The sequence below is a fragment of the Salmonella sp. 2020_1395 genome (assembly GCF_043848115.1).
Taxonomy (GTDB): domain Bacteria; phylum Pseudomonadota; class Gammaproteobacteria; order Enterobacterales; family Enterobacteriaceae; genus Salmonella; species Salmonella enterica.
Window position 1 is genome coordinate 143,978 of sequence record NZ_JBCMFH010000007.1, and the last position, 16,365, is coordinate 160,342.

The 16,365-nt window shown below is 54.5% G+C and carries 12 protein-coding genes; 6 read left to right on the forward strand and 6 right to left on the reverse strand.

The annotated features are described in order from the left end of the window. The first annotated feature begins 14 nt into the window (after positions 1-14). The 4 genes from bamC (at position 15) to tmcA (ending at position 4,965) form a co-directional block, all read left to right on the forward strand. Entirely contained in the window at positions 15-1,049 is a 1,035-nt protein-coding gene (gene bamC / locus ACH0WD_RS13285) for an outer membrane protein assembly factor BamC (protein WP_000331880.1), read from the forward strand. Between the two features lie 174 nt (positions 1,050-1,223). After that, on the forward strand, positions 1,224-1,937 hold the full coding sequence (purC, locus tag ACH0WD_RS13290; RefSeq protein ID WP_001171630.1) for a phosphoribosylaminoimidazolesuccinocarboxamide synthase: 714 nt from the start codon (positions 1,224-1,226) through the stop codon (positions 1,935-1,937). Between the two features lie 130 nt (positions 1,938-2,067). Further along, positions 2,068-2,931, forward strand: a complete 864-nt coding sequence (locus tag ACH0WD_RS13295) for a neutral zinc metallopeptidase (RefSeq protein WP_001267523.1) — start codon at positions 2,068-2,070, stop codon at positions 2,929-2,931. Positions 2,932-2,946: 15 nt separating this feature from the next. Next, positions 2,947-4,965 carry a tRNA cytosine(34) acetyltransferase TmcA gene (gene tmcA / locus ACH0WD_RS13300; RefSeq protein ID WP_001747767.1) on the forward strand — a complete coding sequence of 673 codons (2,019 nt, stop codon included), beginning with the start codon at positions 2,947-2,949 and terminating at the stop codon, positions 4,963-4,965. A gap of 26 nt (positions 4,966-4,991) precedes the next feature. On the opposite strand, the gene ACH0WD_RS13305 is transcribed toward tmcA, so the two are convergent. The 3 genes from ACH0WD_RS13305 to ACH0WD_RS13315 are packed head-to-tail and all read right to left on the reverse strand — an operon-like array spanning position 4,992 to position 6,707. Continuing rightward, positions 4,992-5,192 carry a YpfN family protein gene (locus tag ACH0WD_RS13305; RefSeq protein ID WP_000383839.1) on the reverse strand — a complete coding sequence of 67 codons (201 nt, stop codon included), beginning with the start codon at positions 5,190-5,192 and terminating at the stop codon, positions 4,992-4,994. Between the two features lie 27 nt (positions 5,193-5,219). After that, on the reverse strand, positions 5,220-6,347 hold the full coding sequence (dapE, locus tag ACH0WD_RS13310; protein ID WP_001277822.1) for a succinyl-diaminopimelate desuccinylase: 1,128 nt from the start codon (positions 6,345-6,347) through the stop codon (positions 5,220-5,222). Between the two features lie 3 nt (positions 6,348-6,350). Further along, positions 6,351-6,707 carry an ArsC family reductase gene (locus ACH0WD_RS13315; protein ID WP_000631923.1) on the reverse strand — a complete coding sequence of 119 codons (357 nt, stop codon included), beginning with the start codon at positions 6,705-6,707 and terminating at the stop codon, positions 6,351-6,353. A 412-nt stretch (positions 6,708-7,119) separates the two neighbouring features. On the opposite strand from ACH0WD_RS13315, the gene ypfM reads away from it, so the two are divergent. Continuing rightward, positions 7,120-7,179, forward strand: coding sequence for a protein YpfM (gene ypfM, locus ACH0WD_RS13320; protein WP_001386977.1), 60 nt, complete (start codon positions 7,120-7,122; stop codon positions 7,177-7,179). 101 nt (positions 7,180-7,280) lie between these two features. Here the strand turns inward: ypfM and acrD are convergent, their stop codons facing one another. Together acrD and narQ are read right to left on the reverse strand one after the other, a co-directional pair. Continuing rightward, complete coding sequence (acrD, locus tag ACH0WD_RS13325) at positions 7,281-10,394, reverse strand: multidrug efflux RND transporter permease AcrD (protein WP_001263076.1); 3,114 nt, start codon at positions 10,392-10,394, stop codon at positions 7,281-7,283. Positions 10,395-10,578: 184 nt separating this feature from the next. Continuing rightward, on the reverse strand, positions 10,579-12,279 hold the full coding sequence (narQ, locus tag ACH0WD_RS13330; RefSeq protein ID WP_000216814.1) for a nitrate/nitrite two-component system sensor histidine kinase NarQ: 1,701 nt from the start codon (positions 12,277-12,279) through the stop codon (positions 10,579-10,581). 185 nt (positions 12,280-12,464) lie between these two features. On the opposite strand from narQ, the gene aegA reads away from it, so the two are divergent. After that, entirely contained in the window at positions 12,465-14,426 is a 1,962-nt protein-coding gene (gene aegA, locus ACH0WD_RS13335) for a formate-dependent uric acid utilization protein AegA (protein ID WP_001078939.1), read from the forward strand. A 448-nt stretch (positions 14,427-14,874) separates the two neighbouring features. On the opposite strand, the gene pbp4b is transcribed toward aegA, so the two are convergent. Further along, complete coding sequence (gene pbp4b / locus ACH0WD_RS13340) at positions 14,875-16,173, reverse strand: penicillin binding protein PBP4B (RefSeq protein ID WP_000673289.1); 1,299 nt, start codon at positions 16,171-16,173, stop codon at positions 14,875-14,877. Between the last annotated feature and the right edge of the window lie 192 nt (positions 16,174-16,365).

Genomic DNA, 16,365 nt, shown 5'->3' on the forward strand with positions numbered 1-16,365 from the left:
TTTAGGGAGATTTGATGGCTTACTCAGTACAAAAGTCGCGCCTGGCGAAGGTTGCGGGTGTTTCGCTTGTTTTGCTGCTCGCTGCCTGTAGTTCCGATTCGCGCTACAAGCGCCAGGTAAGCGGCGATGAATCCTATCTGGATGCCGCGCCGCTTGCTGAACTTCACGCCCCGGCAGGAATGATCCTGCCGATAACGACCGGCGACTACGTTATTCCGGTCACGAAGGGGAGCGGCGCGGTTGGTAAGGCGTTGGATATCCGTCCGCCAGCGCAGCCGTTAGCGTTAGTGAGCGGCGCGCGTACCCAGTTCTCTGGCGATACCGCTACGCTATTGGTGGAAAATGGTCGTAGCAGCACGCTGTGGCCGCAAGTCGTCAGCGTGATTCAGGCGAAAAATTATCCGATTGAAAAACGTGACGATGCCAGCCAGACCCTGACGACCGATTGGGTGAGCTGGAACCGCCTGGATGAAGACGAACAGTATCGTGGACGTTATCAAATCTCGGTGAAGCCGCAGGGCTATCAGCAGGCGGTAACGGTAAAACTGGTTAATCTGGAACAGGCTGGCAAGCCGGTCGCTGACGCGGCGTCGCTGCAGCGCTATAGCACGGAAATGATGAACGTCATTTCCGCCGGTCTGGATAAGACCGCTACGGATGCGGCAAATGCCGCGCAGAACCGTTCCGCCGCAACGATGGATGTGCAGAGCGCCGCTGATGATACCGGTTTACCTATGCTGGTCGTTCGCGGTCCGTTCAACCTCGTGTGGCAGCGCCTCCCGGCCGCGCTGGAAAAAGTGGGCATGAAAGTCACCGACAGCACTCGCTCTCAGGGCAGCATGGCGGTAACGTACAAACCGTTGTCTGACAGCGACTGGCGGGATCTGGGCGCTAGCGACCCGGGCCTGGCATCCGGAGACTATAAATTGCAGGTTGGCGATTTAGATAACCGCAGCAGCTTGCAGTTTATCGATCCTAAGGGGCATACTCTGACGCAAAGCCAGAACGACGCGCTGGTTGCCGTCTTCCAGGCAGCGTTCAACAAGTAATTTAACAGGGCTGGAGTAATCCGGCCCTTTTTTCTGATAAGATACGCAAACGTGTGCGTCGGTACAAAAACGCGATTTAACCGCTATTTCGCACCACAATTACAGGCCGACGTCTCCGGCAGGCGTAGCAGGAAATGAATACTTATCGTTAATTCACACCCAGGAGTGTTAAAGATGCAAAAGCAAGCTGAGTTGTATCGTGGTAAAGCGAAAACCGTATACAGCACGGAAAACCCGGACCTGTTGGTGCTCGAATTCCGCAATGATACGTCAGCAGGGGATGGCGCGCGCATTGAACAGTTTGATCGCAAAGGCATGGTAAATAACAAATTCAACCATTTTATTATGACCAAACTGGCCGAGGCGGGCATCCCGACCCAGATGGAACGTTTGCTGTCTGATACCGAGTGTCTGGTGAAGAAGCTGGAGATGGTGCCGGTTGAATGTGTGGTGCGCAACCGTGCGGCAGGGTCGCTGGTCAAGCGTCTGGGCGTGGAAGAAGGCATGGAGCTTAACCCGCCGATATTCGATCTGTTCCTGAAAAACGACGCGCTGCACGACCCGATGGTGAATAGTTCCTACTGTGAAACGTTCGGTTGGGTAAGTCAGGAAAATCTGGCGCGTATGAAAGAGCTAACCTACAAAGCCAACGACGTACTGAAAAAACTGTTTGATGACGCGGGTCTTATCCTGGTGGATTTCAAACTGGAGTTTGGCCTGTATAAAGGCGAAGTGGTGCTGGGCGATGAGTTTTCGCCGGACGGCAGCCGCCTGTGGGATAAAGAGACGCTGGACAAAATGGACAAAGACCGCTTCCGCCAGAGTCTGGGCGGTCTGATTGAAGCCTATGAAGCCGTCGCGCATCGCCTGGGCGTGAAATTAGATTAATTCCGCTTCTGACCGGGGGGCAACCGCTCTCCGGTATCATCCTTTCCTCATTCTGATAGCGTTTACCTGTGGTAATCCTGCGCCTGACCGCCTACGATCATCTGTATAACAAAGAGAGAATGAGGTGATTATGCGCTGGCAAGGGCGTCGTGAAAGCAACAATGTAGAGGACAGACGTAATCGGCCAGGCGGCCCCTCGCTGGGTGGCCCAGGCTTTCGTCTTCCGCGCGGGAAAGGCGGCATCATTCTGTTGGTGGTGGTGTTGGTCGCAGGGTACTATGGGGTGGATTTAACCGGTCTGTTGACCGGTCAGCCGGTTTCGCAGCAGCAGTCGACGCGTTCGATAAGCCCCAATGATGATGAAGCGGCAAAATTTACCTCGGTGATTCTGGCGACGACCGAAGATACCTGGGGGCAACTCTTTCAAAAAATGGGGCGCGGCTATCAGCAGCCAAAACTGGTGATGTACCGTGGTATGACGCGCACCGGCTGTGGTGCGGGTCAGTCCGTGATGGGGCCGTTTTACTGCCCGGCGGACGGCACCGTTTATATCGATCTCTCATTTTACGATGATATGAAAAATAAGCTGGGCGCGGACGGTGATTTTGCCCAGGGTTATGTCATCGCCCACGAAGTCGGCCACCACGTACAAAAACTGTTAGGTATTGAGCCGAAAGTACGCCAGTTGCAGCAAAACGCGTCGCAAACGGAGGTGAATCGCCTTTCGGTGCGCATGGAGCTACAGGCGGATTGCTTTGCCGGCGTGTGGGGACACAGTATGCAGCAGCAAGGCGTACTGGAGGCGGGCGATCTGGAAGAGGCGCTCAATGCCGCACAGGCTATCGGCGACGATCGCTTACAGCAACAGGGGCAGGGGCGCGTCGTGCCGGATAGTTTTACCCACGGCACCTCAGAACAGCGCTACAGCTGGTTTAAGCGTGGCTTTGACAGCGGTGACCCGGCGCAATGTAATACGTTTGGCAAAAACTTTTGATAAACCGGGGCAGGGATGTCTGATATCGATGCGCTACAGGCGTTAACGTCGCAAATGACACAGGAAGGCATTCGCCGTTTACTGGTCATCAGCGGCGATGCGGCGTGGTGCCGGGAGCGGGCCGAGGCGATACGCGCTGCGCTGCCCGGTGACTGGCTGTGGGTCGCGCCTGACGCGCCCGCCCAGCCGCGCTGTACGCCACAGGCGTTACAAACGCTGCTGGGCCGTGAATTCCGTCATGCGATATTTGATGCCTGGCAGGGCTTTGACGCCGCAGCGTTTGCCGCCCTGAGCGGGACCTTGCAGGCCGGAAGCTGGCTGCTTCTGCTGATGCCGCCGTATGAGACGTGGGAAAGCAGGCCTGATACCGATTCACTGCGCTGGAGCGACTGCGCGCAGCCTATCCCTACACCGCAGTTTGCACAGCATCTTAAACGGACTCTTTCCCGCGATCCGCAAACGCTGCTTTGGCGACAGCGCCAGCCGTTTTGCTGGCCATCTTATCCTTTCCGTGGACGCTGGCGACCCGCCACCGGCGAGCCGCAGCCGGAGCAGGCGGCTATCTTATCGCGTTTACGTGAAATGCCGCCCGGCGTGGCGACGGTGATTGCCCCCCGTGGGCGCGGCAAATCGGCGCTGGCCGGGCAATTCATCTCCCGGATGGCGGGTACGGCTATCGTGACCGCACCGGCGAAAACGGCAACGGATATCCTGGCAGCGTTTGCCGGTGAGCGGTTCTGCTTTATGGCGCCGGATGCGTTGCTGGCGAGCGGGGCAAGAGCCGACTGGCTGGTGGTTGACGAGGCGGCGGCAATCCCCGCGCCGCTGCTGCTGCAACTGGTTTCGCGCTTTCCCCGCATACTACTCACCACCACCGTTCAGGGCTACGAAGGCACCGGACGCGGTTTTTTACTTAAGTTTTGCGCCCGTTTTCCGCAGCTTCACCGCTTCACGCTTCGTCAGCCTGTCCGCTGGGCGCCAGAATGCCCGCTGGAAAATATCGTCAGCGAGGCGCTGATATTCGACGATGAAGCGTTTGCGCAGGCGCCACATGGCGCGATAGCAATCTCGGCGTTTTACCAACAGGCCTGGGTGAATACGCCCGCGTTGCCGAGGGCTGTGTATCAGTTACTGTCGGGGGCGCACTATCGTACTTCGCCGCTGGATCTGCGCCGAATGATGGATGCGCCAGGACAGCATTTCTTGCAGGCCACGGCGAATAACCGTGTGGCGGGCGCCGTCTGGCTGGTCGAAGAGGGCGGGTTATCCGCAGAACTCAGTCAGGCTGTATGGTGCGGTTTCCGGCGTCCGCGTGGAAATCTGGTGGCGCAGTCGCTGGCGGCGCACGGTAGCGACCCTTTAGCCGCGACGCTGGTCGGGCGTCGCGTAAGCCGTATCGCGGTGCACCCCGCCCGCCAGCGCGAAGGCATCGGTCAGCAGTTGATTGCCTGCGCGTGCGAGCAGGCGGCGCAGTGTGATTATCTTTCCGTCAGCTTTGGCTATACGCCGGAGCTGTGGCGTTTCTGGCAACGCTGCGGCTTTGTGCTGGTACGGATGGGCAACCATCGGGAGGCGAGCAGCGGTTGCTATACGGCGATGGCGTTATTGCCGCTGAGCGACGCGGGAAAACGGCTGGCGCAACAGGAACACCGACGTTTGCGCCGCGATGCGGATATCCTGACGCAGTGGAACGGCGAGGCGATACCGCTGGCGGCGTTGCGCGAACAGGCGCTTAATGATGAAGACTGGCGTGAGCTGGTCGGTTTTGCGTTCGCGCACCGCCCGCTACTGACATCGTTAGGTTGCCTGCATCGTTTACTGCAATACAGCGCATTGCCATTACCGGCGCTGAGAGGGCGGCTGGAGGAAAAAGCCAGCGATGCCGAACTGTGCGCCCGGCTACGCATTTCAGGCCGTAAAGCTCTGCTGGCGTTGCAGCGTGCGCAGGCGGCGCAGGCGCTAATTGCGTTGGATGCCGGACGAACGCAGCGTTTGCGCGACGTAATGCCCGGCGGTGGGAACCATACCGGATAGCGATACCTGTCCGGCATGTTATCCAGTTACTTTTTCGGCTGATCTTTCTTCGGCCAGTCGTCTTCATCGTCCCACTTATCGTTAAAATCGCGATGCGGGGGCAGCTCAGGTTTATTGGCAAGGAATTTCTTATGGTCGATGCGTTTGAGATCTTTGATCACATTCAGCAGTACGCCTACCAGAAACACCAATACCAGAATCCACCAATATTTTGCCAGCCAGTCCATGCTTATTTCCTCTTACCGGAACGCTCATCAGGCGACGAGCTGTTCCATAATGCGTTGATACATACGGGCCAGTAGCTGGAGATCGGCGGCATTCACACATTCATTAATTTTATGAATGGTGGCGTTCACCGGCCCCAGTTCTACCACCTGCGCTCCCATACGGGCGATAAAACGTCCGTCGGACGTACCGCCCGTCGTCAGTAATTGCGGTTTAATTTCATTATAGTGCTCAATGGCGTTTACCACCGCGTCCACCAGCTTGCCGCGTGCGGTCAGGAACGGCTGGCCGGAAAGCCACCAGTCTACGGTATAGCGTAGCTGATGCTTCTCAAGCAGCGCATGTACCCGCTCTTTGATCATCTCATCGGTCAGTTCCGTGCTGAAACGGAAGTTAAACTGCACGAACAGTTCACCGGGAATGACATTATTGCTGCCGGTGCCTGCCTGGATATTGGCTACCTGCATACTGGTGGCCGGGAAAAAGTCATTGCCCCGATCCCACTCGATAGCGACCAGTTCATTAAGAAAAGGCGCAGCGCGATGAACAGGGTTATCCGCCAGATGCGGATAGGCGACGTGCCCCTGAACGCCATGAATAGTGAGGTTACAGGTGAGGGAACCGCGACGCCCGTTTTTGACGACATCGCCCACAATTTCAGTACTGGAAGGTTCGCCGACCAGACAGTAATCCAGCCGCTCGTGACGGGCCATCAGCGCTTCAACCACCTTTACGGTGCCATTTTTTGCGCTGGCTTCCTCATCAGAGGTAATCAAAAACGCGAGGCGGCCCCGGTGATGAGGATGCTGCGCAACAAAACGTTCAGCAGCCACCACCATGGCCGCCAGTGAACCTTTCATATCCGCCGCGCCGCGACCGAACAACATTCCGTCGCGAATCGTAGGTTCAAACGGCGGATTGATCCAGCGATCGACATCGCCAGCCGGTACGACGTCAGTATGCCCGGCGAACGCCAGCGTTTCGCCACGCCCACGCCATGCCCAAAAATTTTGCGTGTCGCCAAAATCCATATGCTCAATGGTAAAACCGATTTTACGCAGGCGTTCAATCATTAATGCCTGACAGCCTGCGTCATCCGGACTCAGGGAGGGGCGACGAATAAGTTGCTGTGTCAGCTCAATAACCGGGCACGACATAGACTACACCTCATCAAAAAACTGCTGATAACGGGATTCACTGAAACCAAGCAGCATAGGCTTCCCGGGCGCGCAGAGCAATGGGCGTTTGATGATTGCCGGCTGTTCAACCATGAGAGCAGCGGCGGAGTCGGCATCGGTAATCCCGCTGCGGTCGCCTTCATCCAGTTTGCGCCATGTTGTGCCGCGCGTATTCAGTAACGGCTGCCAGCCGAGTTCGGCAATAAAGGTATTAAGAAGAGGGAGGTCTATGCCATCCACACGGTAATCGTGAAAACGATAATCAATGCCATGCTCCTCCAGCCAACGGCGCGCTTTTTTGATCGTGTCGCAATTCTTAATGCCATAGAGGGTAATCATATTGAATCCTTTAACGCGAAATTCGAATAAATAATCAATAGTATCGTCTGCGGGATAATAAGTGTGGCTGTTAATGGTTATTTATCCAGCGCTGATCGGCAATCAATATAACATTGTTGAGTGAATGTGAATAATGATTCCAAAACGTTCCAGATGTGGCTTGTTTATAATTCGCGAGGAAAATCCTATTTTGCGCACATGCAATTGATTGTTTTTTAACCCGATTTGATAAAGTAGTAGAAAAGGTATTAATGTTGCTAAATATTGCAGTAAGTCACATAAAATTTACGGCTACAGCGCCATAGTAATATCATAGACAGCGTAACCAGAGGATATCGCAACAATCGGTTAAATGAACTTCTCTCTATACCGCTAACTACGTAGAATACCCATAATAATAAGAGAGGCTATTATGATTGAACGTGAACTGGGGAACTGGAAAGATTTTATCGAAGTCATGCTTCGTAAATAAATGCCTGGAAGGCACCGCGCTCCCATAGGGGATAAGAAAAGGCGACTCAACGAAAGTCGCCTTTTTTGTGCCCGACACCTCGTATCAGGCTGGCCGGGAGCTTATTCCGGGCGCGGCTTCAGCGGGAAGCGGCGACGTATCAGCACGAAAAACAGGGGTACAAAGAAGATAGCCAGAATGGTTGCTGAGATCATTCCCCCCATCACGCCGGTTCCGACAGCATGTTGGCTACCCGAGCCTGCCCCGGTGCTGGTGGCCATCGGCAATACGCCAAAGATAAACGCCAGCGAAGTCATCAGTATCGGTCGCAGGCGCTGGCGGCTGGCGTACAGCGTGGCGTCTAACAGCGCGTGTCCCTTCTGATTCATTTCGTTGGCGAATTCCACAATCAGAATCGCGTTTTTCGCCGAGAGGCCGATAACGGTCAACAGCCCCACCTGGAAGTAAACATCGTTTTCCAGCCCGCGCATCCAGGTAGCGAGTAGCGCGCCAATGACGCCGAGCGGCACAACCAGCATCACCGAGAAGGGCACCGACCAGCTTTCATACAATGCCGCCAGACACAGGAAGACGACTAATAGCGAAATAGCGTACAGCGCGGGCGCCTGCGCGCCGGAGAGCCGTTCCTGGTAAGACATGGCTGTCCATTCCAGGCCAAAACCGCCCGGTAGCTGATGCACCAACGACTCCATGACATCCATCGCCGTCCCGGTACTGACCCCCGGCGCGGCCTCTCCGACAATTTCTACCGCCGAATAGCCGTTATAGCGTTCCAGACGCGGCGAGCCGGTTTCCCAGCGCGAGGTGGCGAAGGCGGAGAAGGGGACCATGCCGCCATCTTTGTTACGGACATACCAAAGATTAATATCATCCGGCAACATACGATATTTCGCTGCGGCCTGAACATAGACTTTCTTCACGCGACCACGGTCCATAAAGTCGTTGACGTAGCTCGATCCCCAGGCTGTTTGCAGGGTGTCGTTGATATCGTCAATCGATACGCCCAGCGCCTGCGCTTTCCGTTGGTCAATATCAATTTGCAGTTGCGGGCTGTCGTCCAGGCCGTTGTGGCGCACGCGGGTCAAGGAACTGTTTTTCCCGGCCAGCTCAATGAGTTGATCTCGTGCGGCCATCAGCGCGTCATGGCCTGCTCCGGCGTGATCCTGTAATTCCATATCAAAACCGGCGGAGCTGCCCAGACCGCTAATTGCCGGCGGGCTGCTGGCGAAGACGCGAGCTTCTTTAATCTGGTTAAACGCTTTTGTCGCCCGCTCAATAATGGCGAACGAGGAGCCGGTGGTGGGATCGCGCGCGTCCCAGTCTTTCAAGCGAACAAACATGCGCGCGACGTTTTGCCCATTCCCGCCAGGGCCGGAACCTACCGTCGAGAAGACCGACATAATGTTGTCTTTCTCATGGGTGAAGTAATAGTTTTCAACCTTTTCAACGACTTTCAGGGTCTGCTGTTGCGTAGAACCGCTCGGTAGCTGGATAGACGTAGTGAACATGCCCCGATCTTCTTGCGGCAGAAAGGAGGTGGGGAGGCGCAGAAACAGGAACACCATGCCGCCAAGCAACAGAACATAAATCAGAATCCAGCGCAGGCTGCGATGCAAAATTTTCGCTACGCCTTTCTCATAACGTTCGGCATTACGATTGAAGGTACGGTTAAACCAGCCGAAAAATCCGCGTTGCCCGTGTTGTTCGCCTTTGTGCAGCGGTTTTAATAACGTTGCGCACAGCGCCGGTGTCAGGATCATGGCGACCAGCACCGACAGCACCATTGCCGAGACAATGGTGATAGAAAACTGACGATAAATCGCCCCGGTGGTACCGCCAAAGAACGCCATCGGCACGAATACCGCAGACAGCACCATCGCGATACCAACCAGCGCCCCCTGGATTTGTCCCATGGATTTGCGCGTCGCTTCACGCGGCGTGAGCCCTTCTTCGCTCATGATACGTTCGACGTTTTCCACCACCACGATGGCATCGTCGACCAGGAGCCCGATTGCCAGCACCATCGCGAACATGGTTAATGTGTTAATACTGTAGCCGAACGCGTAAAGCACAGAGAAGGTGCCCATTAATACTACCGGCACGGCGATCGTCGGAATTAGCGTGGCGCGAAAGTTTTGCAGGAACAGGTACATCACCAGGAAAACCAGCGCGATAGCCTCCAGCAACGTTTTGACCACATCGATAATCGAGGCTTTGACAAAGGAGGTGGTTTCATACGCGATCTTGTATTCCAGCCCGTGGGGAAAGTACTGCGCCAGCTCGTTGAGGCGATCCAGCACCAGCTTCGCGGTCGCCATTTCATTCGCGCCGGAGGCCAGCTTAACGCCAAGACCGGAAGCCGGATTGCCGTTAAAACGGCTGAGGTAGTCATACTTTTCCGCCCCCAGCTCCACGGTGGCGACATCGCCCAGTTTGACCTCGGAACCGTCCTGATTAACGCGCAGGGTGATATCGCGAAATTGTTGCGGCGTTTGCAGCAGTGACTGCGCATTAATGGTGGCGTTCAGCGCCTGTTTGTCGACCGAAGGCGTACCGCCAAGCTGCCCGACGGCGATTTGCGCATTCTGCGACTCAATTGCATCGGTCACGTCTTTCGTGGTCATCTGAAAACTATTCAATTTGGCCGGATCGAGCCAGATACGCATAGAGTACTGTGAACCATAAGCGTCAATATCGCCGACGCCGTTGACGCGGCTGAGCGGGTCCTGAATATTACTGGCGACGTAGTCGGCGATATCCTGCTTGTCCATAGAGCCGTCGGTAGAGACGAAAGCGATGGTCAAAATATTGGTATCGCCCGTTTTGCGTACCGTGACGCCTTGATCCTGTACCGCCTGCGGCAGTTTACGCATCGCGGACTGTAACTGGTTTTGCACCTGCTGAACCGCCTCATCAGGATCGGTTCCCGCAATAAAGCTCAGGGTGATGGTCGCCTGTCCGGTGCCGCTACTTTGTGATGACATGTACATCAGATTATCGAGGCCCGTCATATTCTGCTCAATAACCTGGGTTACGGTATTTTCCAGCGTTTGCGCCGACGCTCCCGGATAATTCGCGGTAATACGTACGTTGGGCGGCGCCAGATCGGGATATTGTTCAACAGGTAAAGAGAAAATGGCTAACGCCCCTGTCAGACACAACAGGATAGCCAGCACCCAGGCAAAAATGGGGCGATCGATAAAAAAATTCGCCATTAAAGGGAAACCTCGTGTTTCTACATATCATTATAGATTTGAACTGCTTCACTGTAGCGGCAAGCTACGAGCCAAACGTGGAGAAATAAAGGAGATAATGTAAATTATCATGCGCTTTTACAGCATACTTTTTGTGCCAACGCCGGAAAGCCTGACATCTGGCCTTCCGGCGATTTGCCGTTCTTTACGTTAACTGACTCTCTTCCTTATTGGAGGAGCGAAAACTGATACTGACCAGCGTGCCGCCGCCGGAGGGTTGCGAAAAATTCAGCGTGCCGCCAAGGCGCTCCGCGCGCTCACGCATTATATTCAGACCATAGTGTCCGGCAGGCTCATGCGGTTCGCCGATACCAATGCCATTATCGCGAATATAAACGGTATGATCGCCGTCAGGCGCGGTGACGCAGCTCACGGCGATTTCGCTCGCGTTGGCGTGTTTAATGGCGTTCAGGACCGCTTCACGCACAATTTGCAATAAATGCACCTGCATTTGCGCATCCAGCGCCAGCGTGGGTAAACGGCAATCCAACGTGAGTTTGGCCGGAGTCTGACTCTGTAAATCTTCCAGCATCTCATGCAATGCGGAGGGTAAATCGGCCTGCTGTAACGTCAGACGGAACGTGGTGAGTAGCTCGCGAAGCTGACGGTAGGCGTCGTTCAGCGCTCTGGAAAAATCCGCCATGATGCTTTGCGCGCCGGCGTTATCCTCAGGAATAGCGCGCTTCAAAAGCGTTAACTGAATACGTAAATAAGAAAGTACCTGCGCCAGCGAATCGTGTAGCTCACGGGCAATCGTCGCGCGCTCTTCCATTAACAAAAGTTGCTGGAAGTGTTTTTGCGCCTGATTAAAGTACAAACCACGCCCCAGCATCGTGGAGACGCTGTTCAGCAGCGGCGTAGAGGCATTAACGTTGGGGCTTTGCCAGTGGAGTTCGCCATAGACCGTGTCCTGCATCGTCACTGGCAGCATTTGCATCGGCAGGTCGGGGCTTTGCGTGCCTTCGCTAATCCGCCAGTTATCGCCCACGGTTAACTCCAGATACCAGGCGGCGTCATGTTCACGGACAATTTGCAAAATATGGCGAAAACAGTGGACGTCGATTTGGCTGGTATTCAGCGCCTGGGAGCACTGGTATAACACCTCCAGGCGGCGATGCGCTTCGTGCAGATCGTGCGTTTTTTCTTCCACCGAGGCTTCCAGCGAACGGTAAAGTTTATGCAGCTCGCTCGACATCTGACTAAACGTTTTCGCCAACAATCCCAGCTCATTGGGTAAGCTGGTATCCAGCGGCAGCGGGGCGAACTGACCATGTTCAATTCGCTGACTGGCGGTGACCAGTTGATTCAGCGGGCGAACGACCTGCTGGCGAATACGCCGTAGGGTAAAAAAGACCAGCGTAAAGATGCCGATACCGCCCGCCAGCGATATGGCGACGACCAGCATGACTTTACGCTCGGCGTAATGCTGTAACGCCAGAACGAAGAGATCAATTTGATCGACGTAATTGTTGATATTGGTCTGATACCAGGCAATGTCGCCGTCCTGTAGGCGGCTATTCATCTCCAGCCAGTTGGCGTGCAGGCGCGCGTAGCGAGTTTTCACCGCCTGCGGCACATACCAGGCGTTGAGATTTTGCAGTACCGGCGAGTTGAGCGCGTGCTGGAAAAGTTGACGATGCGCATTAATCTGCGGGCTACGGCTTTGCAGATCGTAACCCAGCCGATAGCTCTGCATTCGTAGCGAACCGGCGATATTGATCGCTTCGGCATCCCGTAAACTGCTGGTCAGCGTCAGTAATGCGCTGCCGGTGGACAGAATAGACAACAGCACAATATAGAAAAAAGCCTTAGCCAGACTGGCTGAGACCGGGCGTTTAACCGTCACGCTGGCACTCCCCGCATTTAGCTGAATCGCAATTGCATTTGCTTTGAAATAAATTGATCTGCCACAGGTTCTGGACAGATAGTTGTGCTTCCTGGGCAGATGAACATTGCCGACCCCGCCTTCGTCAGTTAATAACAATGCTCATATAAAGAATAAGGTTTTTACAACCAAAACAGAAGGATGCCATGAATCGTTTTATTATGGCCAATAGCCAGCAGTGTCTGGGCTGCCATGCCTGCGAGGTCGCCTGCGTAATGGCTCACAATGATGAGCGACATGTCCTGACGTCACAGCGCTATCAGCCCCGAATTACTGTCATTAAACATCAGCACCAGCGCAGCGCGGTCACATGTCACCATTGCGAAGATGCGCCCTGCGCCCGTAGCTGTCCGAACGGCGCGATCGCGCATATTAACGACAGCGTGCAGGTCAATGCGCAGAAGTGCATCGGCTGTAAATCCTGCGTCGTCGCCTGTCCATTCGGCACCATGCAGATGGTATTGACGCCCGTCGCGCCAAACCAGTTCAAAGCCAGCGCGCATAAATGCGATCTGTGTCAGGGACGTGAACAGGGTCCGGCCTGTGTGGAAAATTGCCCGGCGGATGCGCTGCAACTGGTCACCGAAGACTCGTTGACCCGTCTGGCTAAAACGCGACGGCTGCGTACCGCCCGGCAGGAGATTCGCCCCTGGCATACCGTGGATACACAACACAGTGGGGCAGCAAGCAGCAAAGCCGAGCGTATGCAGGCGACGCCGCCGCGCGGCGAACCGGATAAACTGGCGATTGAAGCGCGTAAAACCACCTTTGAGGAAATTTATCTGCCGTTTCGCGCCGCGCAGGCGGAGCGTGAAGCGTCCCGCTGCCTCACATGCGGGGAACACAGTATCTGCGAATGGACCTGTCCGCTGCATAACCATATTCCCCAGTGGATCGAACTGGTGAAAGCCGGCGATATTGATGCGGCGGTAGAGCTTTCTCACCAGACCAACTGCCTGCCGGAAATTACCGGGCGCGTTTGTCCGCAGGACCGGCTATGTGAAGGCGCGTGTACACTCCGCGATGAGTATGGCGCGGTTACCATCGGCAACATTGAGCGCTATATCTCCGATCGCGCTCTGAGCAAAGGCTGGCGTCCCGACCTGTCGGACGTACAGAAGAGCGATAAGCGCGTGGCGATTATCGGCGCGGGGCCGGCAGGTCTTGCCTGCGCTGACGTGCTGGCGCGCCATGGCGTAAGCGCCACCGTCTACGATCGCCATCCGGAAATCGGCGGTTTGCTCACCTTTGGTATTCCGGCTTTCAAACTGGATAAATCTCTGCTGGCGCGCCGTCGGGAGATCTTCAGCTCGATGGGGATTCGTTTCGAGCTTAACTGCGAAGTAGGGAAAGATATTTCTCTGGAGACGCTGCTGGAGAGTTATGACGCCGTCTTTGTCGGGGTAGGAACCTACCGTTCCATGAAGGCTGATTTACCGAATGAAGACGCGCCGGGGGTATATGATGCGTTGCCATTCCTCATCGCCAATACCAAACAGGTGATGGGGCTTCCGGCGTTGCCTGACGAGCCGTTTATTGATACTGCGGGTCTTAACGTGGTTGTGCTGGGCGGCGGTGACACCGCAATGGACTGCGTACGTACGGCGCTGCGTCATGGCGCTGCCAACGTCACCTGCGCTTATCGACGCGATGAGACCAATATGCCGGGGTCGAAAAAAGAGGTGAAAAACGCGCGGGAAGAGGGCGCGAACTTTGAATTTAACGTTCAGCCGGTTGAGTTGGTGCTGGATACGCACGGGCGCGCCAGCGGTATTCGCTTTTTGCGTACGCGGCTTGGCGAACCGGATGGTCAGGGACGACGCCGCCCGGTACCTGTACCGGACAGCGAGTTCGTGATGCCGGCGGATGCGGTCATTATGGCGTTTGGTTTTCATCCGCATGGTATGTCGTGGCTGGAATCGCATGGCGTGAAGGTGGATAACTGGGGACGTATTGCCGCCAGCGTCGAGAGCGAGTTTCGTTACCAGACGTCCAACCCGAAAATTTTCGCCGGCGGAGATGCGGTGCGCGGCGCCGATCTGGTGGTGACGGCGATGGCAGAAGGCCGACATGCGGCGCAGGGGATACTCGACTGGTTAGCTAAATAAGCGTATTTGTAGGCCGGTTAAGGCCTGGAACGGTTAAATGATTGAGTGATAAAAAATCTTAAACTTATTGGCTAACCTTACTCCGTTTGCAGAAATGTTGACGCTCGCAGGGCTGGACGCCCTGCGATAAACATTTTCCCGTCGGGTCGACGTTTAACCGGCCTGATGAGGCCAATCTTAGTATTGAAAATAGAGTGTAAATTGAAGGAAGGGACGCTATCAGAATCCCTTCTTAGAGCCTATCCCATTAGGGCTATTTTACTTGCCATTTTGGTCCTGGGCAGTGCTCGCCAAAACGCGTTAGCGTTTTGAACGCCGCTTGCGGCGGCCCGAAGGGCGAGCGTAGCGAGTCAAACCTCACGTACTACGTGTACGCTCCGGTTTTTGCGCGCTGTCCGTGTCCAAACTGGCTGCGCCAATAACGCCTACAGAGATAGGCTCTTAATTTTTATTTTAAGGAACCATATATCTGGTCAACAATCCAGCCATACGTCGCCGCAGGTAATAATCCACTGACAAAAACATTCGGATTCACTTTAGGATTTGCTACCGGCGAGTGCGGCCTGTTACCTAAAATCACAATCGCCATATGATTAACCGGATCGATAGACGTCAGCGTTCCGGTCCATCCGGTATGTCCATACGTTTGCGGACTGGCTAATACCCCGAACGTGGGGGTCATTGAGGCGTTGCCGTTAACGCGCCACCCCAGACCAAAGGTAGCGTCTTCTGGCGAGCGGCGAGTAAACTGCGCAACCGTTTTGTCGTCGAATAGCTTCACGTTACCGTAGCCGCCCCCATTGAGCATGACTTGCATTAACACAGCTATATCATGGGTGTCAGAAAACAGTCCGGCGTGTCCTGAAACGCCGCCCATTGAGTACCAGGCTTTTTCATCATGCACCTGGCCCCATAGTGTATTGGTGCGAATATTGGGGAAATGAATCACGCCGTCACGCGTATTGCCGTGTAGTTCCGTTGCGGCGATTTGCGGCGGCGTGAAGCCTTTCATCAGCGGGTTAAAGACGGTATGTTTTAATCCGAGCGGTTTATAAATGGTGGTTTCGACGTAGCGATCTAATGGCATTGCCGTTATCGATTCAATGATAAAACCAAGAATCATATAATCCACGTCGCTGTAGATATGCTTCGACCCAGGTTGATATTCCAGCGGTGTCTTTTTAATCATCTCCAGAGTAGTGCTTTTACTCTGTGAAAATAATTTACCGGCGACGTTTTTATTAGGATATTGTGGGTCGGCAGGAAAGCCCGCGACGTGATGAAGAATATCAATAATGCGGAGTTTATCTTTGCCTTTTATTTTATCCCCAGGCATATCCTTAAAGTCGGGGATGTATTTTGATACCAAATCATTGACATCTATTTTTCCTTCATACACTAGTTTTTGCAATGCGAAGTTAGTGGCATACATTTTTGTGTTTGAAGCCAGATCATACATCGTGTTAGTGGTCGCCAGAATGGGATGGGCTAACAGCGTGGAACCGTCATATTTTTTGGCATAGCCCCAGGCTTTTTGTAGAACAATATGATTATCTTTTATCACCAGAAGATTGATGCTGGGATATCCGGCATCAATTTGATTTTGAATCCAGCCATCAAGTCGGTGAAGTTTTTGGCTATCAAACCCCACCTGATCAGGGCTCGCGGTGGTCAATACCGGATACTCAACGGCAAAAGCTGAAAGGGAAAACGTCAGTAGAACCGTCGCAACGAGAGTAAATTTCATGATGATTCCCTCAGTCTCACTCCGGCCGTCAAATCATATCGCGAGCATGGACTCTGCGGCCCGGAGAAGCAGAATATGGTCATGACAGTGACAGAAAAATATGGCTGTACGTCCGTTCAGTTGGCATTAAGGATTAACCCTTCAGCAGACAAAACCGGCCTCACGGCGTAATATTAATGCTCTTTTTACACC